The sequence below is a fragment of the Natrinema soli genome (genome assembly GCF_028618695.1).
The window spans coordinates 163,194-187,609 of sequence record NZ_JAQIVI010000132.1; the positions used below are offsets into that span (position 1 = coordinate 163,194).

Sequence of the window (24,416 nt, forward strand, 5' to 3'; positions counted from 1 at the left end):
AATGCTCGAATTAAACTCTCTTATCAAGACGTACGACAGCTTCGACTTTGGCCCGGTCGGGCTCACCGTCGGCAACGAAGTTCTTTCGGTCCTCGGTCCGTCCGGAAGCGGCAAGACGACATTGCTGTCGCTAATCGCGGGCATCGTCGATCCGGATGGAGGCTCCATCTCGCTGAACGGCGAACGCCTCGATGGACGTTCCCTCCAGGAGCGGCGGACAGGCCTCGTGTTTCAGGACGGAGCACTGTTCCCGCACATGACTGCCCGGAAGAACATTGGATATGCTGCAACTGACCCGGATCGGGTTACCGATCTCGCATCGCTGCTCGAGATAACGGACGTTCTGGATCGTCGGCCGCCGAGACTGTCGGGCGGCGAACAGCAACGTGTAGCGCTTGCCCGCACATTGGCGGCCGATCCTGATGCTCTACTCTTGGATGAACCACTATCGAGTCTTGATGCCCCCATTCGGCGTCGACTTCGCGGGGAGCTACATACGCTCTTCAAATCACTCGAAATTCCGGTGATCTATGTCACTCACGATCAGCGAACGGCGACGGCGCTCGGTGATCGAACTGCTATCTTTCGAGATGGAACAATTGAGCAAGTTGGATCGCCGATGAACGTTATCAACCGACCTGCGACGCGATTCGTCGCGAGATTCACCGGCAACGAGAACCTGTTCGAAGCAACAGTCGCCAAACAGAACGAAGATACCGCGCTCCTTCGAGTTGGCAATGGTTGTCTTCGGTCGGCAACGACTACGGCCGCAACTGGGACAACTGTTACTCTCTGTATCCATCCATCGCGTGTACAGGTGTATGCACCGGGCGGCGGTGTTAACACACACTGTAGGAACACGGCTTCGGGAACGATTGACCAGTGGTTAAACGAAGGGGATGAATACCGGGTGGAAATAACCCTCGACGAAGTATCAATCACACTCACTACGACGATTCGCCCACCGAATTTCGACCAATTGGACCTTGAAGCTGATTCCAGCGTTCGAGTAACGATTCCACCTGATGCGATTCATCTCATCGGTTAACATCCTCCCGCGCCTGAAGACGCGGGAATCCCACATCAACGGCTTCACGTCATCTGCCAAGCGCTGAACTCTCTGATCCCTCCCCGGCCGATGCGCGACTAGAGTTGCGCACCGACCTCATCGAACGTGACCGCAACATCGACCCGACTCCGTTCCTCTTGACGTTCTTGGCTGGGACTGATCACTCGGATGGCTCTGTTAGTGCCGTTAACGACCTCTACAAGGCCTTCACCGGTGATGGCGTCGGCTCAATCCAGCAGTGGATCACTCCCGAGCTAACCGAACTCCTCGCCGATCTCGTCAGTTACGTCAGTGTCGAGATCGGGCGAACCCAGTTATCACTCGAAGGGCGGTTCAGTCGCATCCGGGATATCTTCATCCCGGATGTACCTGTTGAGGCGGGTCCGAGCACCGCTCGGACTCGCCGCCCCGGAATCTTCCGAAGAGACGAGCCGGGTACAACCGATGCGGTTCTCGAAGCGACTCAAGCGGTTGAGTGGACAACTGCTCGAAACAATGGCCACGCAGCTGGGTTACTCGTCTGAGAGCGTCGGGCTGGTGATCCTGGAAGGGACGATCGATCCGAACGTGGGTCGCCACGCGCTGACCGAGCGCGTGGCGTACGGCACTGTCGATCCGAACCAGACCAATGATGGTGAGCTGGCGACGATCCGGCCTGGCGGGCTCAGCCAAGCCGGGAACGCCAACACCGAGTGGCACCCCTCTCGATCAGCGATTTCGTTATGCAGTTCACTGCTTCTGCTCGTCGCACAAGCGACGTTTCGCCGTTCCCGGTCCTACTGCGAGTTGTATCTCGCACTGGAGGAACGCTCACTTCAGTCGAACTGCTGGGCTGAAGGGTGGTCCGGAGCGAAAGCGATAACGGGAGGTCCGCGGTAGCCATATCCGCTGCGTTCGCTTCCCCATCTTGTCGTTAGAGTGGGCGGATGTCCACGCTTCCGGCGATTCCATCATACCGTCCAGCGATACTAACTCCGATGCTATCACGTTTCTCATACTTCTGATATCGTTATTCCGCGGACATCAGCCCGATCCGGTTGCCCTCAGTGTCTCTGACGAACGCGAAGTAGCCCCCCGCATCGGAATCCTGTTTCTCTACGAGAACTTCGCCACCGGCAACCCCAACCGCGGAGAGCGCGTCGTTCAGATCGCGTTCGACGGCCAGATAAACGATCGTCCCGCTGTCGTCGTCGGGTGTATAGGAAATCGTCGTTTCGCTGTTATCGGGGGTGTAGCTGTCGATCTGTGCGATTGCACCGCCGATTTCTCCCTCTTCAGTTCGAATGATTCCGTATCTACCCTCTGTTTCTTCTCCGTCATCGTATTCGTCTATCTCACGGTCCAATACCATTGAGTAGAACTCAACAGCTCTGTCGTACTCGGTGACTGGAATTTCGAACCAGTTGATTGCGTGTGTCATGGTGAGATCTGTTTGAGGAATGGTACCTCTCCTCTAGTGAAGGCGCTGACAGTAGATATAGACGCGCCAAGCAGGCGTAAGTGAACATGCTCTACTAGTCGCTGTCAGCGACTATCGGTTGATCGATACATCGACACCGGTCGCAGTCCAAACAGGGCGAGAATCCCGTGCGTATATTCGTCAGCGGGGATGGGGTATCCAGTGGGTGGTGCCGGCCGTCAGTCGGTCGTCGCAGCTCTGGCCTCTTGGGTGGAACTGACGGCCTGGAGCTTACCGATCCGCCAGCGGAGGACGAGAACCGTGACAAGCCCGACGACGAGGGTGACATTCATAATGTACAGTGCATTCGTGTAGCTTCCAGTCGATTCGAGAACGAACGAGGCGAGTTGTGGGCCGACTACACCGGCGATACTCCACGCAGTAAGCGCATAGCCGTGGATCGCACTGACCTCATCCGTCCCGAAGAGGTCACTAAGATATGCTGGGAGGCAAGCGAACCCGCCGCCATAGCACGTGATGACGAGGAATATGACCGATGCGAGGATCCAGACGCCTGCGAGCTGTGGCATGACGAAGAAGGCGGCGATCTGGATGATCATGAACGCCAAGTAGGTGGTCGTCCGGCCGATGTAGTCCGACAGCGTGGACCAGAAGATGCGACCTCCACCGTTGAAAACGCCGATGTAACCAGTGATGAACGCAGCCGTCGTGGCGGTCGCGCCCCCGATCTGCTGGAGCATCGGTGACGCGAACGCGAGCAGCATAATGCCCGCAGAGACGTTGATGAAGATGATGAGCCACACCATCCAGAAGCGCGGTGATGTGCGCGCTTCCCTCGCGGTAAGGTTCTCGAGTCCCAACAGCGCGCTCGTCGCTTTCTCATGTGCGTCCTCTTCGTCCTGCATCCCTTCGGGAAGCCAGTCATCCTTGGGCTTGGCGAGGTAGCTTGCGCCGATCACCATCAGGACGAAATACAAGCTACCGAGCGCGTAGAATGCCATCGCGACGCCGTAGTTCTGCAGTAAGAAGTTCCCAAGTGGGCCAGTCAGCAATGCGCCGGCACCGAAGCCCATGACCGCGAGGCCCGTTGCCATCCCACGCCGATCGGGGAACCACTCGACGAGTGTTCCGATCGGGGAAATGTAGCCTAGACCGATACCCATTCCGCTGAGGACACCGAAAGTAGCGAGGAACATCGGGAGACTCCCGAGTTGGATGCTGACCCCCGATCCCACCATTCCGAGTCCGAACAGGACTCCCGCGGCCAGCCCTGATTTCCGCGGGCCGTACTTCTCTACGTATTTTCCGAGGAAAGCTGCTGTGATTCCGAGTACGAAAATTGCGATGGAGAACGCGAGTGTTACGCTCGATGTACTCCAGCCCTGGGTCTCGTTCAAGGGGATTTGGTAGATACTGTACGCGTAGATACTGCCGATCGACAAGTGGATTGCGACGGCCGACGCTGCGATCAACCACCGGTTCTTGGTTGCTTCTACGGCTGACATCATCTATCATGGTAAACTAGTGGGCAGATAAAGGCCTGTTTAACATAAATGGTTGTCCTCTTCCAAAAGATATATAAGAAGAAGTTATTTGTAAAACCAATCTGGTTACAGAAGGGTGCTTTTCTACCCGGCAATTTATTTCACTGGGAATCTATACCACAGAGAGAAGATAGCAAATGACAGCTATCACGACAACCGACGGACCAGTTATCCGAATTTCCAATTTCGACCCGGAACGGGACCTTTCGGGATCGACCACCGACACCGATAGTACAGTCGCGAGAGTAGGGTCGACGGGGATATCGGCAGTTGAACCGCTCGTTACGGTGACTCGTGGGGACCAAACCGCGTTCTATTTGCAATGCTCATCCGAGCGCGTAGCGGAGGTCGTTTCGAGTGTCGACGAGACAGACGACATCGCAGCTTCGGACCCGGACACCGTTGTCGACCACCAGCCGGACAGGACGCGCTTCCCGAGTACTCGGTTGCCGGGCTTGAGCACTGGTGTTCGCGGTGTGTTGGGCGCCTGCGGGTGGCGTCGGCCAACGAGCCCAGCGGATCACGAGGCAGCGGACGGATTTAACGAACTGGACCCGCGAGCGGTACTAGCTATTGGGGCAACTCTCCGCGGGAGGGGCTGGGGTGATCTCTGTCACGATGACCCTCTTGCTGAGACGTGGAAAGCTGTTCGTGGCGTCGACGGTGAGAAGGTCGTTGTTGTGAATGCGCATGGAAACGCCGCAGACACTCTCCTGCTCGCTAGCGCTCCCTTCGAAGTTCTTGAAGGAGCGGTTGCCGTCGCTCATACTGTTGACGCTGATCAGGTTGTCATCTACGCGTCTGCCGATGACGAACATGCTGTTTGGACGGTTCGAGAGGCGGTGAAGAACTACCCCGACTTGACAGCCGAGGTCGACGTAGTTACTGGTCCCGCGGAGTACCGGGCGGCTGAACCGACGATGGCGATCGAAGCGATCGAAGGGAACCATCGACTGGAAGCGCGCGTCAATCCGCCAAGTCTGAACGAAGTCGGGCTTCACGGTCAGCCGGCACTCGTCCACACCCCTCGAACATTCGCGCATCTCGCAGTCGGGCTCCGAGAAGGGGATGTTCGAGACACACGGGTGGTGACCGTGACGGGTGATGTCACGAGCCCAGCGACAGTCGAAGTACCGGAAACGGAGACGTTGGACGCTGTTGTTGACGCGGTCGACATAACGGGCGAATTCAAAGCAGCGTACGTCGGGGGCCGGTTCGGTGGCGTCAGCGGCGACCTCGATATCGGTGTCGGTCCGGAGGCGTTGGCGGATGCAGACCTCGGTACTGAAGGAGCCGTCCACGTACTCACGGACGATCGCTGTGTCGTCGAGTTCGTCGGACAACGAACGCAGTTTGCAGCCGAGGAGAACTGCGGTCGGTGTGTCCCGTGTCGTGAAGGAACGACACAGCTCGCGGATCTCCTCCGAGACGTGTACGACGGGGAGTATAATCCGGACGGCATAGCGGAATTAGCCGAGGTAATGGCTACCTCGAGTATCTGTGCATTCGGGGTGCAGGCGGGACGGCCGGCCCGGACGGCAGTCACAGAATTCGAATCAGAGTTCAAGGCCCACGCGAAGGGGCAGTGCCCGGCTGGCAGCTGCCTCGAAACACTGGAGACGTAATCACATGAGTTCAGAACAGCAGGAGCACGTCAGTGTACCGCCGCTAACAGAGGAAATCGCACCGGGAACCGCATCCGATCCACCAGTCGGCAGCGATGCGCCTGCGACAGTGACCGTCGACGGGACCGACGTATCGGTCAGCGTCGGGGCGACATTGCTTGACGCCGTTGAGGCGGTCGAAACCGACGAGTACGTCCCCGCACTCTGTCACTACGGCCGCGAAGGGATCGGCCCGCGAAGCGAGTGTCGAACCTGCATGGTCGACACCGACGAATACGGCGTCGTGCCGGCGTGTAGCTTCCCAGCGGAGGACGGCTTGACGATCCGGACTGATGCGGAAGACGCTTCGCAGGCACGAGACGTGAACCTCGATCTCGTCCTGTCGAACCACAACCTGCGGTGTACGACCTGTGGAAAGAACGGGCGCTGCGAACTTCAGGACGCCGCCATCGAACAGGAGATCGAGGAACCGCGTTACGGAGTGCTCGACGACCGTGACGAGTACGAACCGCTCGACGACTCTTCATCGTTCATCCAGATCGACCGTAACAAGTGTATCCTCTGTAACCGCTGTGTCGAAGCCTGTAACGACGTTCAGGTCGAAGGCGTCCTTCGAATGGAAGGCTCCGGACAGGACACGCGCATCGGCTTCCAGAACGACGCCGAGACGATGGAGGACTCGACATGTGTCTCCTGCGGTCACTGCGCAACCGTCTGTCCGACCGGCGCACTCGTCGAGAAGGGGATCGAGGACGCGACGACGATTCCCCTGCCCGGTTTCACCCAGAAAAACAGCATCGGGAAGACCGACGAAAACTCCGGAACAGTTAAAGGTCCCATGACACCGAAAAAGCGAGCGGAACGAACAACGACGGACGAAACACACGCGAAGGCTGACGACGAGACAGGTGGGACAGCGGCCTGGGAAGACGCAAGGGAGAGTGATTGGCCATGAACGACAACGAACTGGACGGCGTCGCGAGATACATGCAACAGGCCAAAGAGCAAGCTCTCGAGAACGTCGAACACGTTGCCGAGGGCGTCGCAGCCGAGACCCTCTCGGAAGGAAAACTGTTCGAGATCGCCCAGTCAGTCGGTGATAAGCGTCTAGAGGAGTTGAACGTCGCTGACACGACCTGCGGGTACTGCGCAGTCGGCTGTCGGTTCGATCTCTACTCTGATGGCGAGGAGATTCTGGCGGCACGCCCGACGGACGAGGAAGACGCGCCGGTCAACGGAATCTCGACCTGTGTGAAGGGGAAGTTCGGCTACGACTTCGTCAATTCCGACGACCGACTGACGACGCCGCTCGTCCGTGATGAGAACGGCGAGTTCCGCGAAGCGTCGTGGGACGAGGCGCTCTCCCGTGTGGTCGACGGGCTCGGTTCCATCACGGAGAACCACGGCGGCGAGGCACTATCGGTGATCGCCTCGTCGAAGGCGACCAACGAGGAGAACTACCTGATTGGGAAGTTCGCACGGCAGGTACTCGGGACCAACAGCGTCGACAACTGTAATCGCCTCTGTCACTCCTCGACGGTGGCCGGACTCGCACAAACGTACGGCTACGGCGCGGCGTCGATCAGCACCGATGACCTCGGAATCGCCGACTGCATCCTCTTGACGGGGTCGAACACGACGGAAGCCCACCCAGTCCTCGCGACCCGGATCAAACAGAACGTCCGGGAGGGTGCCGACCTCCTCGTCTTCGATCCGCGGGAGGTCCAGATCGCCGAGTACGCGACACAATACAGTCGGGTCAAACCCGGATACGACGCCGTCTGGATAAACGGCATCATCCGCCACATCATCAATAACGACCTCTACGATGAAGAGTTCGTGAGAGAACGAGTGACCGGCTATGAGCCCGAAGGTGCGGTCGACCACGACTCGGCCGACGACCGCGAGCAGAGAGTCGACGAGCGTGAGACGGGCTTCGAGGCCGTGAGAGCTGCCGTTCAGGAATTCACTCCCGAAGTCGTCGAGGAGGTCACCGGCATCCCGCACGAAGAGATAGTCTCGGCGGCCGAGACCATCGCCGAGGCGGACGCCTGCGTGTTCGGGTGGACGCTCGGCCTCACCGAACACTCCCACGGGACGGAGAACGTCATCGCGATGGCGAACCTCGCGGCTATCACCGGCAATCTCGGGAAGCCCGGCGCGGGCGTCTCACCGTTCCGCGGGCAGAACAACGTCCAGGGCGGCGGCGGCGACATGGGACCGCTCCCCGACAACTTCTCCGGGTATCAGGACATCGCCGACGACGACGTTCGAGCGAAGTTCGAAGACGCCTGGGACTGCGACATCTCCGAAGAGTACGGCTACTACACGACCCAGATGTTCCTCGCGGCGGACAACGATGACATCCGTGGGATGTACATCATCGGCGAGAACGCGGCGCTCTCGGAACCTGGGGTCAACCACGCCGAAGGCGTGCTGGAGGACCTAGAGTTCCTCGTCGTTCAAGATCTGTTCGTGAACGAAACCGCCCAGTACGCCGACGTCGTCCTTCCCGCATGTTCGTTCGTCGAGAAGACGGGTACGTTCACGAACACGGACAGGACCGTTCAGATGGTCAAGGAAGTGATGGAACCCAAGGGCGACTCCCGCCCGGACTGGGAGATCCTGCAGGACCTCGCGAACCGCATGGGACGAGCGTGGGACTACGATTCGACCGCGGAGATAATGGAGGAGGTAAACTCGCTGACGCCGCTGTACGGTGGCGTGACCCACGACCGCGTCGAGGCCGAAGGTGGCCTCCAGTGGCCCTGCTGGGACGAGGACCATCCCGGGACCGAACGCCTCTACGAAGAGCAGTTCAACACCGACAACGGCAAGGCGAACCTCCTCGGAATCGGCTACAGCGAACCCGCGGAGACGCCGGACGAAGAGTACCCGTTCACGCTCACCACCGGACGCGTCCTCTACCAGTATCACACGGGTACGATGACCCACCGCGAGGAGGGCATTATGCAGTACACGCCCAGCGACTTTATCGAGATCCATCCCAATACGGCCCGGAATCACGGCATCGAGAGCGGTGACATGGTCGAGGTTGAGTCCCGACGCGGAGAGATTGTCGTCCCGGCTCAAGTGACTGACCGCGTCGGCGCGGAGAACGTCTTCGTGCCGATACACTTCGCCGAGAGCGCCGTGAACCGTTTGACCGACGAGGAGCACCTCGACCCTGAAGCGGCGACGCCGGAGTTCAAGGTATCAGCCGTCCGTATCGGCCCCTACGAAGGGGAGTCTGAACCGATTCAGACTGCCGATATTGAAGCCAGTACGGGGGATGACTGATATGGCGAAGCGACAAGAGTCCTACCCCGAAGCGGCGACCAACGGGGCACAGAAGACAGCGGTGACCGACAATAGTGAAGCACTACAGGAGGCGTTGGCGGCTCACGGCGAGGAACTCGCCGACTTCGTCGAGGGGGTCGATGAGTTGGACGATGCGCTCACAACGGCGATTTTGATCGCTGCCAGTGCCGATACAGCCGAACTCGATCACATCACGTCCTCGGCAGCCAATCTGATCGAGGCGGTCGACAGCCTCTCGACTGAAGAAGCGACCGAACTAGCGGCCGAACTCGGTGACAACGCTGACGATCTGTCGGCCTCGCTCGACTTGATCCTCGGCCTCCAGCGCGAGGGGCATCTCGAGGGCTTCGTGACTGTTGCAACCGCCTTTGGGGAGTCGTTCTCTGCAGCGGAGATCGAAAAGCTGTCGACGATGCTCGAAGAGAACGGCACCAAGACTGTCGAGGCGCTCGACGTTGTTCTCGCCCTCCAGCAGGAAGGACACCTCGATGACCTCCTCGAACTCGCCAAGACGCTTTCCGTTCTCGAAATTGACGGGGACGCTGCCGAGGGATTAAACACCCTCCTCGGCGCCGTCGGAGCGGCACAGCGGGGGTCGAAACCTGTCGGACTCGTCGGTCTCTTCGGTCAACTCAGAAACAGCGACGTTCGCGCCGGCCTCGGGTACATCGTCACAGTCCTGAAAGCCCTCGGCCGCCAACTGAGGGCCCGATAACACAGTGCCAGATCAAACGCCGGACGACTCGAAAACGATCTGTCCGCTCTGTGGTGTCGGGTGTCGCTTGAAACCTGGGGTCGACGAAACGCACGCCCGGGGAGTCGCCGGATCGGCGAATCCGAACGGACGGCTCTGCCGGAAAGGCATCAGTGCATTTGATAGCACGGACGACGACCGTCTCACGAACCCATTGATTCGCCAGAACGGCGACCTACAATCCGTCTCGTGGGCTACTGCCTACGATCACATCGTTGAGCGGTTCGAGGCGATACTGGATACATACGGGTCCGACGCGCTGGCGTTTCTCGGTGCGCCCCACTGTACTAACGAGGAGAACTACCTCCTACAGAAACTTGCGCGAATGCTCGGAACGAACAACGTCGATAACCGCGCACGGCTCTGTCATGTCTCAACCACCCGGATACTCACCGACCGGATCGGTTGGCCGGCGACGACTAATAGTCTCGCTGAGCTACTGGACGCGGACGTTATTATCGTCGCGGGTGCCAATCCTGCTGAACGTCAACCCATCGCATTCAATAGCTTCATCAGACCAGCAGTCAATGAGGGCGCCACGCTCGTCCACATCGATCCCGTCGGGAATCGGACGACACGCTTGGCCGACAGACACGTGAAGCCGAGACCGGGAATGGATGCGCTGGTATTTGACCTCTTGAGTTCCAAGATAGTTGCCAATGAGACAGGCGTTGATCGGACGTTCGTCGACAACCGAACACGTGGGTTCGACCGGTTCGAAACGTCTATAACCGATATAAAATACGGCGAGACGCTCTCGGTCTCGGGGGTTGCGGAGGAGTCCATAGAAGCGGTATCGGATTATCTCACAGACGCCGACCGAGTTGCGGCGCTCGTCGGGACTGGTATCGAGCGTTCCTCCGGTGAAACGAAGGCGCCGGAGGCGCTACTTAATTTGCTCTTATTGACGGGTAATATTGGCTGTCACGGAGCCGGATTGTACGTGCTTCGTGGCCTCGCCAACGAACAGGGAGCGACGGATGCTGGCTGTGTTCCCGACAGACTCCCCGGTCATCAACCGGTAACCGATCCAAGGGCGCGGGCGCGGATCGCATCGGAATGGGGCATTGATCCCCCCTCCAGTCCGGGAAAGACGGCAAAAGAATTGCTCGCTTCGTTCGGCAGTGACGTTCACGGCGCGCTTGCTGTCGGTGAGAATCCTGCAATTTCGAAACGCGACCCGGACTGGGTTCGTCAGCGTTTGAACGCACTCGATGTGCTCGTTGTCGTTGATCTTGTGCCAAACGAGACGACTCGCCACGCTGATGTCGTTCTCCCAGCCTCAACCGGGACCGAGAAAGCAGGGACATTCACTAACCTTGAACGACGCATTCAGCGGATTCAACGGACAAGAACGCCACCTGAACAGGCACGGTCAGACTTCACGATACTAACGGATCTTGGGATGCAATTGACTGAACGGCCGAACGAATTTGAATACTCCCGTGTCTCGGAAGTATTTGACGAACTAAGCCGAGTCGCCCCGACCCATGCGGGGTTATCTCACAGCGAAATTGGACGTGTGGGGTGCCAGTGGCCTCTCGATGATGATGGTTTCCTCTATCGTGAGACCTTCGAGACTGTGGACGGACGCGCACAGTTTGGTTCGGTACAACCGCTTGTCGAGCGCGGGCCCGATAACGGGTTCCGGTTAGTGACGGGCGGGCGCAAGAGTAATTCACACAATGATAAGTATACGGCTGACCGAACGCTTCGAATTAACCCCACTGACGCGGACGAGCGAGGGATTACTGCTGACGAGGGTATCGTCGTTTCAAGTGAGGATATTTCCATCCAAACAACTGCCAAACACGACGACAGTATCCGTCAGGGCACCGTCTATTTGCCCGCGGACGTGGCTGACCCGTTCCTTCGACGCGAAGCGGCAACCGTCTCATTGACATCCTCCCCGCGCTGACGCGCGAGGATTCCTTCGTGGGGAGTCGTGCCGATGGGCGCGCGTGACGACGTCAGCCCGTTTGGACTCCCCCGCTTGTGGCTCCGCACACGCCCGGTCGCCCGAACCGCGAGAGGGGCGCCCGTCCGAACGGGTGCGTTCGAATCCGTCCTTCCGACGGGCCCGACACGGGCCGTGCCATCGATCGGACTCCACCGACACGCGTCGGCGGAGTGGGCAGCCGCGAACGGGGCGTTTTGGTATGCTGTCGCCTACGGTACGACGTGGGCGACCTGTAGATTGCGGTTATAGCCCTGTTGTCGCGCGTATCCCCGCCCTGAAGGGCGAGACATTGCGCTTGAAATTCCGTAAGCAATCTCTTTTACCGGGACCCCCCCCTCGTTCACTTCGCTCACTCGGTCGAGCCCCGGCAAAACCCGTTGATGGCAAAAAACCGCCGTCGAGGGGCTTCACCCCGCTCCGGTGGTAAACCGCTCGCGTTGCTCGCGGATACTCGTTTACCGCCCACCGTTCAATAAGCGGCTGTCGTGAGCAGTAGTTTCACGAGGGTTACTGCGCGAAGAAGGGGATTTCAACGGAGTCAACGGGGATTTTCTGTACCGGTGAGGCTATTATGTATCTTCTATCATCACTTCAGTCGCCTTGATCACCGCATTCACGTCGTCGCCTTCAGTGAGTCCGAGACGGTCCACGGAATTCTTCGTAATCACCGCTGTTACAACTTCTCCTCCATCCGTTTCGATTTCTACTTCGGCGACGATACCGTCTGTTTCGACCGACTGGATAGCCCCCTCGAGTCGGTTGCGAGCGCTGATTGCCATATCAGTTCCTCCCCGAGGAAAATATATAATCCTGTACAGGCAAGGGCAACGACGCGGATCGCTCATCGGAAAGTGTCGTCGAAACCGCTATCGATCCCGACGATACCGATCGAACTCACTCTTGGTGTCGCAAATCAGTGATCGTATCGATGTCTACGAGGACGCCGGGATCGCCGGTCTCGATGAGAGCACTATCGTCGCTCTCTGCTAGTACGGGGAGACCCCCGACGTCACCCGTGACGTCGAGAAGGGCATCGAAGTGACTGCGATCGAATAGTACCGGGTTCCCACGGTGGCCGTCGTAGGCAGCTGCCAGCGCTGTCCCCAGCTCTGCTCGATACGCGTCGACGAGGAGTTGGACGGTGCTCGAATCGACGGTCGGCATGTCTCCGGGAAGAAACACTACCGCGTCCGTCTCCGGCGTTCCGACGGCGCGGATCGCCGCCTCGACGGACGTCGACAGCCCCTCCTCGTAGCTCGGATTGCTGATGGTCCGCGCGTTGACTCCGGAGAGAGCGGTACGCACTGCCTCCGCTTCGTATCCGAGTATGACGATGACCTCCGAGAGGGCCGCGTCTACGAGCGTTCGCGACGCGTGCCGGATCAGCGGCTCGCCGTCGAGTTCGGCAAGTAGCTTGTTCGCCGACCCGAACCGCGAACTCGTTCCACCGGCGAGGACGACGCCGACGATCGTCGACTCGAGGGGATCGGTTCTCTCGAGCGCGTCAGCGATTGCGTCGGCCCCATAGCAGGGAAAGTCGTCCGGGATCATTACGTATCGTGTGGTCACGCCGACCGAAATCGCGATGGGTGTCGGATTGACGATCGGCTGGCCGTACGACTCGTACGTGGATCGCGTACAAATATCCCCGTATGATCGTACTATCGTCGGCGTTCGCCCATGTCGAAAACCATCGGCGGCCGACTCGGCCGCAGGCTGTTGCTTCTGAGTTCAGTCTTGGAAAAACTCTCTGAAGATTCGAACGTCGAGTAGTCCGTTCTCGCAATGGAGAGCTGGTCCCGCCACGAATCGCCGTCTCGACGTCGCTCAAAGGGTACGATCGCTGCGCCGGCGTTTGGGAGACCGCACCCTGCTTCTCACAGGTGAACGCGATCGCCTGTAGCGTCGTATCGATTGCAAATCGGTTACACTTCCGCAACGTCTTAACCGATTCTAGTTACGAAATGGACCATCTACCGCCGAGATGCAAAGTATTATGGTTATGCGCATTGCCGAACCACGTCAAAGACTGGCACGCGCCAGTCGGTATCAATATGAAATTCAATGGGACGTTCGAACTTGAGGAGACGACCGTCGACGAGGTGTGGCTCGCGTTATCGGATCCGGTGTTAGTCGAGCAGTCGTTACCGGGATGTGAGTTTCTGGTACGCGTCGACGATACCGACGTCGACTTCGACGAATTGCGCGACGAAGCGACCGATCGGCAGGTCGAACCGACCGCCGACCCGGAGGCCATCGCCGAACGCGCGTTCGAGGAGGGGGGCCATTACGCGGCGCTGATGCAGATCGGCGTCGGGCCAGTGAATCCGACGTTCGAGACGGTCGTGACGATCGATCACCGCGAGTACCCGGAGATGTCCGCTGTTGGCGAGGGGTCGTCGAGTAACAGCTCCTTCGAAATGTCGTCGGGGATGACCCTCTCTGAGACCGACGGCGGGGTCGCCGTCGAGTGGGAGACCGAAGCCGACGTGTTCGGGAAGATCGCTCAGATGGGCCAACGCGTCGTCAATCCGGTCGCGAACCGGGTGGTCAAACGGTTCTTCTCGTCGGTACAGGATCAACTCCGTGAGCGGCAACTTGCCGCCGAAGGCGACGCATCGGCCGATGAATCGGACCCGACCGAGAGTGACCGAGGACTGGTCGACAGAGTACTCGGCCGGTCGGGAAGCGACGCGAGCGACTCGTAAGTTATGACTGAACACGATATCACGCTGACGGTCAACGGAACGGAACACGAACTCACGGTCGAGCCGCGGACGCTCCTGGTTCACGCGATCCGAGACGAACTCGGCTACACCGGGACGAACGTCGGTTGCGAGAGCAGCCTCTGTGGCGCATGTACGGTCCACCTCGACAATGACGCGGTCAAGTCCTGTACGGTCTTGGCAGTACAGGCCGACGGCGCGACGATCGAGACGGTCGAAGGGCTAGCCGAGGATGGAGAGTTTCACCCCATTCAGGGTGGATTCCAGGAGGAGCACGGACTCCAGTGTGGGTACTGCACTCCCGGGATGATGATGGCGGCGACCGATCTCCTCGAGGAGAATCCCGACCCCAGTCGCGAGGAGATCCGCGAGGGGTTGGAGGGGAACCTCTGTCGGTGTACGGGCTACCAGAACATCGTCAACGCCGTCGAGAACGCGGCCGACGAGATGCACGCCGGCGCCGTCGCCGACGGCGGTTGTAGGGCTGGCGACTCCCAATGTAGTTCCAGCGCCAGCGAAGGCGAGGTGCGCTGGCCGACCGACGGAGGTGACGCGGAATGAGCATCGAGTCGATCGATCCGGACGAAGTCGACGCTGCCGACATCCTCGGATCGGCCATCGAACGCCGGGAGGATCCCGCGCTGATCACCGGCGACGCCGAGTACACCGACGACATCCAGCTGCAGGGGATGGTCCATATGGCGATCCTCCGGAGTCAGCACGGCCACGCGAAGCTCGAGAATGTCGACACGAGCGAGGCCGAGGCGATGGACGGCGTCGTCGGCGTCTACACCCACGACGACCTCCACCGCGAGGACACGCCCGGCGGCGGCTCGTACTCACTGCCCGTCGGCTGGCTGCTCGACAGTCTCCGACAGGTCGACCATCCGATACTGGCCGACGACCGAGTCCGGTATCAGGGCGATGCGATCGCGGTCGTCGTCGCCGAGGATCAGTACCTCGCCCACGACGCGGTCGACGCCATCGACGTCGACTACGGGCGACTCGACGCCGTGACCGACCCGGTCGACGCTCTCGAAGACGACGCGACCGAACTCCACGACGACGCCGAAGGCAACGTCGCCTTCGACTGGGAGATCGGCGACGCCGAGCGGACCGAGGAGGCGTTCGAATCGGCCGCACACACCGCGAGCATCGACCTCGAGAACCAGTTGCTCATCCCGAACGCGATGGAACCGCGGGCCGCGGTCGCCGACTACAGTCCCGGGACGGACGAACTCGACGTGTTCATGACCTCCCAGAATCCCCATCTGCACCGCCTGCTCATGTCGGGGGTGATCGGGCATCCGGAGCATAAACTGCGGATCAAAGCCCCGGAGGTCGGCGGCGGGTTCGGGAGCAAGATCCACCACTACGCCGACGAGGCGCTGGTGGCGTGGGTCGCCAAACACCTCGAGCGACCGGTCAAGTGGACCGCCACCCGCACGGAAACGTACAAGACCGACGCGCAGGGCCGCGGGCACGTGACGACGGCCGACCTCGCGATGGACGAGGACGGCGACGTTATCGGTCTCCGAGTCGACACGAAAGCGAACCTCGGCGCGTATCTCTCGACGTTCGCTCCCGCCGTTCCGACGTACCTCTACGGGACACTGCTCTCGGGGCAGTACGACATCCCGGCGATCCACTGTTCGGTGAGGGGCGCGTTCACGAACGTGCCGCCGGTCGACGCCTATCGGGGCGCCGGCCGTCCGGAGGCGTCGTTCGTGATCGAACGACTGGCGAAGCTCGGCGCCGAGGAGATGGGAATGGACCCCGCCGAGTTCAGGCGGCGGAACTTCGTCCCCGAGGACGCGTTCCCCTACGAGACGCAAGTCGCCGTCGTCTACGACAGCGGCGATTACGAGAAGACGCTCGACAAGGCCCTCGAGATGGCCGACTACGAGTCGTTCCGCGAGCGGCAGGAAGCAGCCCGCGAAGACGGTCGATACCTCGGTATCGGCTTCTCCTGTTACATCGAGGCCTGCGGTTTAGCGCCGTCGGAACTCGCCGGCCAGCTCGGTGCACAGGCCGGGCTCTGGGAGTCAAGTCTCGTCCGGTTTCATCCCTCCGGGACGGTCACGGCTTTCTGCGGCACGTCGGGTCACGGGCAGGGACACGCGACGACGTACGCACAGATCGTCGCGAACGAACTCGGCATCCCCTACGAGGACGTCGAGGTCGTCGAGGGTGATACGGACGAAATCCCACACGGAATGGGGACGTACGGCTCTCGATCGGCGGCGGTCGGCGGGAGTTCGCTGGTCAAGAGTTCACAGAAACTCGTCGACAAGGCCCGCGAGATCGCGTCTCACCAGCTCGAGGCCGATCCCGCGGACATCGAGTTCGAGGGCGGCGAGTTCCGAGTCGCGGGCGCGCCCGACCGATCGATAGGCATCAAGGCGGTCGCTGAGCAGTCCTATCTCGCTCACGACATTCCCGACGACATGGAGCCTGGACTCGAGGCCACGTCGTTCTACGACCCGGACAACTTCGTGTTCCCGTTCGGAACCCACGTCGCAGTCGTAGAGGTCGACCCGAAGTCGGGAGAGATCGAGTTCGATCAGTACGTCGCCGTCGACGACGTCGGCAACCAGATTAACCCCAAGATCGTCGAGGGGCAGGTCCACGGCGGTGTCGCCCAGGGCGTCGGCCAAGCGCTCTACGAGGGCGCGGAGTACGACTCGAACGCACAGCTCTTGACGGGATCGATGCAAGATTACGCCGTCCCGAAGGCGATGCATATCCCGGAGATGGAAACAGGCTCGACCGTTACGGAGAGTCCGCACAATCCGCTCGGCGTCAAGGGAGTCGGCGAAGCCGGAACGATCGCGGCCCCGCAGGCCGTCGTAAACGCGGTCACGGACGCCCTCGAGCCGTTCGGCGTCGACCACGTGAAGATGCCGATGACGGCTGAACGAATCTGGAACGCCGTCGACGGTCGAACCGAACCCGAGACCGAGACGCCGGCCGCTGCCGCGGACGGCGGGACCGCTGACTCGGAGGTCGGCGGCGCCGACGAGACTGACGACCCCGACACCGCTGCCGACGGCACCGGAGGTGATTCGTAATGTACCCCGACGAGTTCGACTACTACGAGGCGACGACGGTCGAGGAAGCGATCGACCTGCTCGAGGAGAACGCGATGGAAGAGACGGAGCTGCTGGCCGGCGGTCACAGTCTGCTCCCGGCGATGAAGACCGGGCTCTCGAGTCCCGACGTCCTGATCGACATCGGCGAGGTCGACGACCTCCACGGGGTCGCCGTCGACGACGAGACGCTCACGATCGGCGCGATGAACCGCTACAGCGACGTCCTCGGATCCGAAGACGCTCGCGAGCACGCGCCGGCGCTGACCGCCGCGGTCGAACGGGTGGGCGATCGACAGGTCCGAAACCGCGGCACGATCGGCGGTAACCTCGCGCACGCGGATCCGGCCTCCGATCTCCCCGGCGCCGCGCTGGTCTCCGATGCGACGCTGGTCGTGCAGGGCCCCGACGGCGAGCGATCGATCCCCGCTGACGAGTTCTATTACGGGATGTACGCCACGGACCTCGGCCCCGCCGAACTCCTCACCCGGATCGAGGTCCCCTCGGCGACGGACGCCATCGGCACCTACGCGAAGAAGCCGAGTCCGTCCTCGGGGTACGCGATGGTCGGCGTCGCGGCCCTGCTGACGGTCGACGACGGAACTGTCGCATCGGCCAAAATCGGTGCGAACGGCGCGATGGATCACGGGGTTCGCCTCGAGCCAGTCGAGGAGTCCCTGATCGGTGAGTCGCTCGACGAGGAGACGATCGCGACGGCCGCCGGTCATGCGACCGACGACCTCGATACGGCGCTCATGATGGACGACCTGCAGGCGTCGGGCGAATTTCGCGCCCAACTGCTCGAGGTGTACACCGAGCGCGCACTCGAAGCGTCGATCGACCGGATCTCCGCACCCGCGGCTGCGGACTGACCGAGCGTGAACGGGAACGAGAACGCGCTTCGCGACGGATCGAACGTCGAACGAACCGGCGAACCCACCCTACCTACATGACGGACGAACCACCCGCGACGTTCGCAGACCTGACGGAGTCCGACGTCCGGTCAGCGTTCGCGGCGGAGGACTACGTCGCCGAAGACGAGATCGTCACTACCGTACTCCTGGCGCTGCGATTGGGAAAGCCGCTGCTGGTCGAGGGAGAGCCGGGTGCCGGGAAGACGGAACTCGCGAAGGTGTTGGCGTCGACCCTCGGGAGCGAACTGATACGGCTGCAGTGTTACGAGGGTTTGACCGCCGAACACGCGCTCTACGAGTGGAACTACACGAAACAGTTGCTCGCGGTTCAGCGAGGGGATGATCCTGAATCGTCGGTGTTCTCCGAGGAATACCTGCTCGAACGACCGCTCCTACGAGCACTTCATAGCGATGCCGATCGGCCGCCGGTCCTGCTGGTCGACGAGGTCGACCGCGCCGACGACGAGTTCGAGGCGCTGTTGCTCGAAGTGCTCTCGGACTTTCAGGTGTCGGTCCCGGAACTGGGGACGATCTCGGCCGACCGGCCGCCGATCGTGATCGTCACGTCAAACCAAACGCGAGCGTTGAGCGACGCGCTCAAGCGCCGCTGTCTGTACCTGTATGTCGAACCACCGTCCCTCGAGAAGGAGACTGCCATTCTCCGCCGGAAGGTACCGCAATTGGACGATACCGTCGCCACGGACCTCTGTGCGATCGCCGCTCGTCTCCGCGAGGAACCGCTGCGAAAACCGCCCGGCGCGGCCGAAACCATCGACTGGGCTCGAGCGATCGCCTCGCTGCGCGACGACGGCGACGGGACGCTCGAGCGGGAAACGATTCGAAACACGCTCGGCTGTCTGCTGAAAGCGGGTGAGGACATCAAACGGATCGACGACGCCCTCATAACGGAACTGCTCGAGGCCGCCGAGCGAGCGGGAGGTGACGCGTGAGCGAGCGTGCGGACGAGACCGACGTGGACATCCACGACCACGTCCGGACGGAACTCGTCCGATTCGTCCGTGAACTCCGCCGTAGCGGCGCTACCGTCCCGGCCAACGCCGGAACGACCGCAGCCAGGGCGATCGTCGAAGTCGGACTCGAAGATCGCGGCCGCGTTCGAACGGCGTTGCGGGCCAGTCTCCTCACCGACGACGAGGATTTCGACGCGTTCGACCGGTTGTTCGAGACGTTCTGGCGTCGGCTCACGAGGGGCCTCGAGGACGGACGACCGTCCGCTCCGATCGACGACGGACTCGAGGCTGCCCTCGAGTCGCCCGGTGATCCCAACGCGGACGGGGACGGTTCGAACGGATCCGGCGGTCTCGAGGACGCCAATCGCGTCACCGGGCGTTCGCTCGCCGAATCGTTTGCAGCGGCGGTTCCTGACGCCGCCGAAGACGACGGGAGCGGGGCAACGACGGCGCTGTACAGTCCGTCGGGATCGGACGAGGCGGTCGACGGACGACTCCCGACCGATTCGAGGGGTCTCGCAACGCCGTTTCGCGACCTCACTCGAGTACTCGGCGGGTTGCGGGGGCGGCGGTTCCAGTCGGGAACCGATCGCGCCGACATCCGGCGGGCGCTCCGCGCGAGCGTGAGTACCGGCGGGACCGTCCTCTCGGTCCCGAAGCAAGACCGCCGACGAACGGCAGTCCGCGCGGTACTGTTGGTCGACGTAAGCCGGTCCGTTCTCGACACTGTCGATCGCGGATTCCTGATAGAGTTCCTCCGCAGAGCCCGCCGCGACTGGCGGGACGCTCGCGTGTTCTTTTTCGACGAAGACCTCAGGGAGGTGACCGACTCCCTCGACGCGGAGTCGGCGGCGACGGCGCTCGAGGCGCTCGAGGCCGCCGAAGCCGCCTGGGGCGGCGGTACGCGGATCGGACGCTCGTTCGAGCAACTTCGCGAGACGGAACCGGAGACCGTCGATCGACGCACGGTCGTGTTCGTCGTCAGCGACGGCCTCGAACGGGGCGATGTCGACGCCCTCGAACGCGAGCTCTCGTGGATCGATCGCAGAGCCGAGCGGGTGTTGTGGTTAAATCCGCTGGCGACGACGCCGTCCTACGAACCGACCGCTCGCGGAATGGCCGCTGCAGTTCCGTATCTCGATGGTCTGTTCGCGTTCGCCGGCCCGGACGACGTCACCGAACTGGCGCGACAACTCCGACAGATGGACGTCGGCGGACGAATCGGCTACGAGTTCGACGCGCGGTCGAATCGGCGGACGACTACCTGAATTCAACAATGAGCACGAGCGACTGGAGTCTCCCGGAAACAGCGGTGTTCGATCGAATACGAACGACACTCGACGACGATACGGCGGCCGTCCTGGCGACGGTGATCGCGGTCGACGGGAGCGCGTACCGCCGCCCCGGCGCAAAGATGCTCATCCGGCCCGACGGCGGTGGAGCGGGAAGCATTACGGCGGGGTGTCTGGAGGACGAGGTCCGCGCGCTGGCGGCCGACGTACTGGCCGACGATTCCCCGCGCGTCGAGACGTGGGATCTGACCGGTGACGACGACGTCTGGGGCCTCGGGATCGGCTGTAACGGCGTGATAACGGTCCTGCTGGAGCCGCTCGACGAATCGCATCATCCGGTCGTCGACGCTCGAGGCGCCGGCGACGCGATCGGTGTCGCCACCGTCGTCAGCGACGAGCCCGAGCTTGACCTCGCAGTCGGTGATCGGGCGTACTACGAACCGGCCGACGGATTCGCCGACGGCACCGGTTTCCCGGCGGCGGTACTCGACGAACTCGAGGATCCGACGCGAACGCTCGTTGCGACCGGGAAGAGCGAGACGCTGACTGTCGAGACGGACGCCGGACGCGTCGAGGTATTCGTGGACGGAGTGCGGCCGCCGCCGGATCTCGTCGTGTTCGGGTCCGGTCACGACGTCGAACCAGTCGTCGAGCTGGCGAACCGCGTCGACTTCCGCGTAACGGTCGTTTCGTTTCGCGGCGGCCGCGCGGACGACGATCGGTTCCCCCGGGCCGACGGCGTCGTTTCGGCGTCGCCGCGAGAGATACCGGACCTCCGAGAGTGGAACGCGGACACGTACGCGGTGGTCATGAGCCACAACTTCCTCGACGATCGCCTCGCCCTGGAGCGGTTGCTGGAGACGCCGATCGAGTATATCGGGATAATGGGCCCTCAGAAACGGTTCGAAGAGATGCGCGAGGAGTTCGCCGCGGAGAACCGCCCCATCACCGACGCGGAACTCAAGCGGATTTACACGCCGATCGGATTGAGCCTCGGCGGGGACGCGCCGTATCAGATCGCGCTCAGTATCGTCGCGGAGGTCGTCGCGGTCGCTAACGATCGAACGGCGCAACACCTCAGCCGACGAGGCGGTCCGATCCACGATCGCACGGAAAGGGACTGATATGGATCGAGACGACTCCGAAGAGACCGACGACGATCGAACGGGAACCATGCTCGCTCGAACGTGGGTTATCGCCGCGAACTTTCGGACTCCCGCCGATTACGGCGTTCCGACTGCGCCGTCGTTCCCCGCGGAGCGTCGGGCTGACGGGTCGCTGGTGCTGATCGATCCTGATGACTCGACCCCGGTGATGACTGTCGGAAAAACGGTATCCGTTCGACGGTAGTTTCGCGTCGAAGCGGGATGCCGCGTGATCGGTTCGAATCGTTCGTCTTCGCGGTCGGGCAGACGGCTTCCGTCTCAGTTTTTCGCCGGTCAAATCCGGATCTTCCGGTCTCCGACATCGTCCGCTACCGATAGTCAGATAACTACATTTGACCACAATAATCTACTTCTGGTGCGATTTTGAAACCAATTCTAGTTACTAGTGACGGACGAGTATGGATAGCGTTATTGGCGTTTTATTCGTTGGTCTACGTACAGCGGTGACGTTCGGATCAGGTCCGAATCAGTCCGCTGTAAGTATACTCATGACTATCGAAACGAAAGACCGGTATCAGCTGTTTATCGACGGCGAGTTCGTAGCGGCGTCGACCGGCGAATCGATTACGACCACGGATCCGTCGACCAGTGACGCCATCGCCCAGTTCGCGGCGGCAACCAGCACGGACGTCGACCGGGCGGTCGAGGCCGCTCGCGACTCGCTTAGCGAGTGGCAAGCAAAATCGCCCGTCGAACGCGGTCGAATCGTCCATCAGGTCGCGGATATCCTCCGAGACCACGCTGACGACCTTGCCCGAATCGAAAGTCTCGATCAGGGGAAACCAATTTCTCAGGCGCGTAGCGACATCGACGACGCGGTCCGTTACTTCGAGTATTACGCGGGCGCCGCCGACAAACTCGAGGGAAAGAGCGTCCCGAGAGGGACGGAGACGCTCGATATGACCACTCGCGAGCCTTACGGGGTCAGCGGTCAAATCATTCCATGGAACTTTCCGCTGAGTATTACCGCTCGCGGTGTCGCACCCGCACTCGTCGCCGGGAACACGGTCGTGGTAAAACCAGCGCCGACGACGCCGCTTTCCGCACTGCACCTCGCCGAACTCTGTCGAGAAGCGGGCGTGCCCGACGGGGTCATTAATGTCGTGACCGGCGGCGCGGAACCGGGCGCTGCACTGTCGTCACACGATGACGTCGACCAGCTCACGTTCACGGGAAGCGTCCCCACGGGCGAGGCAGTGATGAAATCCGCGGCCGAGACGATCACTCCCGTGACGCTCGAGTTGGGCGGAAAGAATCCTGCGATCGTGATGCCCGACGCCGATCTCGACGAGGCCGCGTTCTGGGTCGCCACCGGGATCTTTACGAACGCCGGTCAGATCTGTTCGGCGGCCGATCGAGCCCTGGTACATGAATCGGTCTACGAGGAATTCGTCGAACGGCTCGTCGACCGAGCCGAATCGTACGCACTCGGCCCCGGTATAGACGATCCGGATATGGGACCGCTCAATCACGCCGACCACTTCAAGACCGTGCTGCACTACATTGATACCGGCGTAACCGAAGGAGCCACCCTCAAGACCGGCGGCGAACCACTCGATCGAGACGGGTGTTTCCTTCCGCCGACGGTCTTCACCGACGTCGATCCTGATATGCAGATCGCCCAGGAGGAAATCTTCGGTCCCGTACTCTCGGTGATCCCGTTCTCCGATCGCGAAGAGGTGATCAGCATCGCAAACGACGTTGAGTACGGACTTACGGGCGGCGTGTTCTCTCGAGATATCAAACGGGCGTTGCGTCTGGCTCGCGATATCGACGCGGGGAGCGTCTACGTAAACGAGTGGTTCGGCGGCTCGATCGAAACGCCGTTCGGTGGGATGAAAAAGAGCGGGATCGGCCGTGAGAAGGGACTTGAAGCGCTCGAATCGTATCTACAGACGAAAAATATTTCGGTGAATCTCGACGAGAAACCGCGGTAAATGGCGTCACCGCGACCACTTGTCGTGGAGCAGGTGACGTACAATACCTCTGTGACGCAAATCTTGGCGCGTGCGAGTGTCCTGATCACGAGTACCGAGACGCTCACTGCAAGCATCTTCGCCATGTGGAGTTCGCCACGGGAGCGTGTAGTGTTACCGACCGACGCTGACATTGATGTCAATCCACAGCTGGGTGAGCACGTTTTGAGTGTCGCCGTTCGGAACGATGCTAGCGACTCCTCGAGCTCTGTGAACAATCGAGCGTAGTCGGCATCTCTCCTCACTCTATCACTCAAGTTCGACTACTGGCTCACTCATTCTGCCTCACCCGTCTTTGCTTCCGCCTTCGATGCACGTTCGAGTTCTTGCTCAAGGGAATCGATCAGCTCTTGCGCTGTGTGACTAATCCGGCCAAGCCGGTCAGAGATCGCCTCGGGATCGTCACCGTTCCACGCCGCAAGGTAGAACGCTGCTCCACTCATATCCAGCTCGAAGTAGCGCCCCACGACGTACGCAACGGCTTCCAGCTCGCGTTTTGACCGCTCATCACGATCCTCAATATGGCACCGTCTAGTTAGCGCAGTTTGAGAAGTGAGCAGGTCGTAGAGATTGGTTGGAACTATGCTCG

Annotated in this window: 19 protein-coding genes and 2 pseudogenes; 16 read left to right on the top strand and 5 right to left on the bottom strand. The window is 61.2% G+C overall.

Annotated features, from left to right (window positions below; translation table 11 throughout):
* The first annotated feature begins 1 nt into the window (after window position 1).
* Together PGX04_RS09410 and PGX04_RS34600 are read left to right on the top strand one after the other, a co-directional pair.
* Window positions 2–1,048, top strand: a complete 1,047-nt coding sequence (locus PGX04_RS09410) for an ABC transporter ATP-binding protein (protein WP_273738264.1) — start codon at window positions 2–4, stop codon at window positions 1,046–1,048.
* A gap of 387 nt (window positions 1,049–1,435) precedes the next feature.
* Window positions 1,436–1,729: pseudogene (locus PGX04_RS34600) on the top strand (IS4 family transposase); the annotation flags it as partial.
* A gap of 349 nt (window positions 1,730–2,078) precedes the next feature.
* Here PGX04_RS34600 and PGX04_RS09420 read toward each other — a convergent pair.
* Complete coding sequence (locus PGX04_RS09420; protein ID WP_273738266.1) at window positions 2,079–2,489, bottom strand: VOC family protein; 411 nt, start codon at window positions 2,487–2,489, stop codon at window positions 2,079–2,081.
* Window positions 2,490–2,707: 218 nt separating this feature from the next.
* Window positions 2,708–3,994: an L-lactate MFS transporter gene (locus PGX04_RS09425; RefSeq protein WP_273738267.1), complete on the bottom strand. Its 1,287-nt coding sequence runs from the start codon at window positions 3,992–3,994 to the stop codon at window positions 2,708–2,710.
* A gap of 176 nt (window positions 3,995–4,170) precedes the next feature.
* Here PGX04_RS09425 and PGX04_RS09430 point away from each other — a divergent pair, with 176 nt between their 5' ends.
* The 5 genes from PGX04_RS09430 to PGX04_RS09445 are packed head-to-tail and all read left to right on the top strand — an operon-like array spanning window position 4,171 to window position 11,651.
* The gene (locus PGX04_RS09430) at window positions 4,171–5,658 is read left to right on the top strand and encodes an NADH-ubiquinone oxidoreductase-F iron-sulfur binding region domain-containing protein (RefSeq protein WP_273738268.1); all 1,488 of its coding nucleotides are present in this window, start codon (window positions 4,171–4,173) and stop codon (window positions 5,656–5,658) included.
* Window positions 5,659–5,662: 4 nt separating this feature from the next.
* Window positions 5,663–6,613 carry a 2Fe-2S iron-sulfur cluster-binding protein gene (locus PGX04_RS34605; protein WP_377042431.1) on the top strand — a complete coding sequence of 317 codons (951 nt, stop codon included), beginning with the start codon at window positions 5,663–5,665 and terminating at the stop codon, window positions 6,611–6,613.
* Window positions 6,610–8,958, top strand: coding sequence for a molybdopterin oxidoreductase family protein (locus PGX04_RS09435; protein WP_377042433.1), 2,349 nt, complete (start codon window positions 6,610–6,612; stop codon window positions 8,956–8,958). The genes PGX04_RS34605 and PGX04_RS09435 overlap by 4 nt, the downstream gene beginning before the upstream one ends.
* A gap of 1 nt (window position 8,959) precedes the next feature.
* Window positions 8,960–9,694: a helical membrane plugin domain-containing protein gene (locus PGX04_RS09440; protein WP_273738269.1), complete on the top strand. Its 735-nt coding sequence runs from the start codon at window positions 8,960–8,962 to the stop codon at window positions 9,692–9,694.
* A 4-nt stretch (window positions 9,695–9,698) separates the two neighbouring features.
* Window positions 9,699–11,651, top strand: a complete 1,953-nt coding sequence (locus PGX04_RS09445) for a molybdopterin oxidoreductase family protein (RefSeq protein WP_273738270.1) — start codon at window positions 9,699–9,701, stop codon at window positions 11,649–11,651.
* A 611-nt stretch (window positions 11,652–12,262) separates the two neighbouring features.
* Here the strand turns inward: PGX04_RS09445 and PGX04_RS09450 are convergent.
* Together PGX04_RS09450 and PGX04_RS09455 are read right to left on the bottom strand one after the other, a co-directional pair.
* Window positions 12,263–12,472, bottom strand: a complete 210-nt coding sequence (locus PGX04_RS09450) for a TOBE domain-containing protein (protein WP_273738271.1) — start codon at window positions 12,470–12,472, stop codon at window positions 12,263–12,265.
* 115 nt (window positions 12,473–12,587) lie between these two features.
* Entirely contained in the window at window positions 12,588–13,244 is a 657-nt protein-coding gene (locus PGX04_RS09455) for a nucleotidyltransferase family protein (RefSeq protein WP_273738272.1), read from the bottom strand.
* A gap of 503 nt (window positions 13,245–13,747) precedes the next feature.
* On the opposite strand from PGX04_RS09455, the gene PGX04_RS09460 reads away from it, so the two are divergent.
* The 9 genes from PGX04_RS09460 to PGX04_RS09500 all read left to right on the top strand — a co-directional run bounded on the left by PGX04_RS09460 (window position 13,748) and on the right by PGX04_RS09500 (window position 23,788).
* The gene (locus tag PGX04_RS09460) at window positions 13,748–14,401 is read left to right on the top strand and encodes an SRPBCC family protein (RefSeq protein ID WP_273738273.1); all 654 of its coding nucleotides are present in this window, start codon (window positions 13,748–13,750) and stop codon (window positions 14,399–14,401) included.
* 3 nt (window positions 14,402–14,404) lie between these two features.
* Window positions 14,405–14,980 (top strand): (2Fe-2S)-binding protein, encoded by a 576-nt coding sequence (locus PGX04_RS09465; RefSeq protein ID WP_273738274.1) that lies wholly within the window; start codon window positions 14,405–14,407, stop codon window positions 14,978–14,980.
* Window positions 14,977–17,490, top strand: coding sequence for a xanthine dehydrogenase family protein molybdopterin-binding subunit (locus PGX04_RS09470; RefSeq protein WP_273738275.1), 2,514 nt, complete (start codon window positions 14,977–14,979; stop codon window positions 17,488–17,490). Before PGX04_RS09465 ends, PGX04_RS09470 begins: the two co-directional genes overlap by 4 nt.
* Window positions 17,490–18,380 carry an FAD binding domain-containing protein gene (locus PGX04_RS09475; RefSeq protein ID WP_273738276.1) on the top strand — a complete coding sequence of 297 codons (891 nt, stop codon included), beginning with the start codon at window positions 17,490–17,492 and terminating at the stop codon, window positions 18,378–18,380. The genes PGX04_RS09470 and PGX04_RS09475 overlap by 1 nt, the downstream gene beginning before the upstream one ends.
* A 77-nt stretch (window positions 18,381–18,457) precedes the next feature.
* The gene (locus PGX04_RS09480; protein WP_273738277.1) at window positions 18,458–19,372 is read left to right on the top strand and encodes an AAA family ATPase; all 915 of its coding nucleotides are present in this window, start codon (window positions 18,458–18,460) and stop codon (window positions 19,370–19,372) included.
* Window positions 19,369–20,661 (top strand): VWA domain-containing protein, encoded by a 1,293-nt coding sequence (locus tag PGX04_RS09485; RefSeq protein WP_273738278.1) that lies wholly within the window; start codon window positions 19,369–19,371, stop codon window positions 20,659–20,661. The genes PGX04_RS09480 and PGX04_RS09485 overlap by 4 nt, the downstream gene beginning before the upstream one ends.
* An 8-nt stretch (window positions 20,662–20,669) precedes the next feature.
* Window positions 20,670–21,809 (top strand): XdhC family protein, encoded by a 1,140-nt coding sequence (locus PGX04_RS09490; protein ID WP_273738279.1) that lies wholly within the window; start codon window positions 20,670–20,672, stop codon window positions 21,807–21,809.
* Window position 21,810: 1 nt separating this feature from the next.
* Window positions 21,811–22,035: a hypothetical protein gene (locus tag PGX04_RS09495; protein ID WP_273738280.1), complete on the top strand. Its 225-nt coding sequence runs from the start codon at window positions 21,811–21,813 to the stop codon at window positions 22,033–22,035.
* A gap of 304 nt (window positions 22,036–22,339) precedes the next feature.
* Window positions 22,340–23,788 (top strand): aldehyde dehydrogenase family protein, encoded by a 1,449-nt coding sequence (locus PGX04_RS09500; RefSeq protein ID WP_273738281.1) that lies wholly within the window; start codon window positions 22,340–22,342, stop codon window positions 23,786–23,788.
* Window positions 23,789–24,102: 314 nt separating this feature from the next.
* Here the strand turns inward: PGX04_RS09500 and PGX04_RS09505 are convergent.
* Window positions 24,103–24,416: pseudogene (locus PGX04_RS09505) on the bottom strand (hypothetical protein); the annotation flags it as partial.

What these genes read in the sequence shown, in the direction of transcription:
- PGX04_RS09435 (WP_377042433.1), top strand. Translation starts at nt 6,610, where the DNA reads ATGAACGACAACGAACTGGACGGCGTCGCGAGATACATGCAACAGGCC.
- PGX04_RS09490 (WP_273738279.1), top strand. Translation starts at nt 20,670, where the DNA reads ATGAGCACGAGCGACTGGAGTCTCCCGGAAACAGCGGTGTTCGATCGA.
- PGX04_RS09475 (WP_273738276.1), top strand. Translation starts at nt 17,490, where the DNA reads ATGTACCCCGACGAGTTCGACTACTACGAGGCGACGACGGTCGAGGAA.
- PGX04_RS09420 (WP_273738266.1), bottom strand. Translation starts at nt 2,489, where the DNA reads ATGACACACGCAATCAACTGGTTCGAAATTCCAGTCACCGAGTACGAC.
- PGX04_RS09430 (WP_273738268.1), top strand. Translation starts at nt 4,171, where the DNA reads ATGACAGCTATCACGACAACCGACGGACCAGTTATCCGAATTTCCAAT.
- PGX04_RS09455 (WP_273738272.1), bottom strand. Translation starts at nt 13,244, where the DNA reads ATGATCCCGGACGACTTTCCCTGCTATGGGGCCGACGCAATCGCTGAC.
- PGX04_RS09480 (WP_273738277.1), top strand. Translation starts at nt 18,458, where the DNA reads ATGACGGACGAACCACCCGCGACGTTCGCAGACCTGACGGAGTCCGAC.
- PGX04_RS34605 (WP_377042431.1), top strand. Translation starts at nt 5,663, where the DNA reads ATGAGTTCAGAACAGCAGGAGCACGTCAGTGTACCGCCGCTAACAGAG.
- PGX04_RS09410 (WP_273738264.1), top strand. Translation starts at nt 2, where the DNA reads ATGCTCGAATTAAACTCTCTTATCAAGACGTACGACAGCTTCGACTTT.
- PGX04_RS09425 (WP_273738267.1), bottom strand. Translation starts at nt 3,994, where the DNA reads ATGTCAGCCGTAGAAGCAACCAAGAACCGGTGGTTGATCGCAGCGTCG.
- PGX04_RS09440 (WP_273738269.1), top strand. Translation starts at nt 8,960, where the DNA reads ATGGCGAAGCGACAAGAGTCCTACCCCGAAGCGGCGACCAACGGGGCA.
- PGX04_RS09465 (WP_273738274.1), top strand. Translation starts at nt 14,405, where the DNA reads ATGACTGAACACGATATCACGCTGACGGTCAACGGAACGGAACACGAA.
- PGX04_RS09460 (WP_273738273.1), top strand. Translation starts at nt 13,748, where the DNA reads ATGAAATTCAATGGGACGTTCGAACTTGAGGAGACGACCGTCGACGAG.
- PGX04_RS09450 (WP_273738271.1), bottom strand. Translation starts at nt 12,472, where the DNA reads ATGGCAATCAGCGCTCGCAACCGACTCGAGGGGGCTATCCAGTCGGTC.
- PGX04_RS09500 (WP_273738281.1), top strand. Translation starts at nt 22,340, where the DNA reads ATGACTATCGAAACGAAAGACCGGTATCAGCTGTTTATCGACGGCGAG.
- PGX04_RS09495 (WP_273738280.1), top strand. Translation starts at nt 21,811, where the DNA reads ATGGATCGAGACGACTCCGAAGAGACCGACGACGATCGAACGGGAACC.
- PGX04_RS09470 (WP_273738275.1), top strand. Translation starts at nt 14,977, where the DNA reads ATGAGCATCGAGTCGATCGATCCGGACGAAGTCGACGCTGCCGACATC.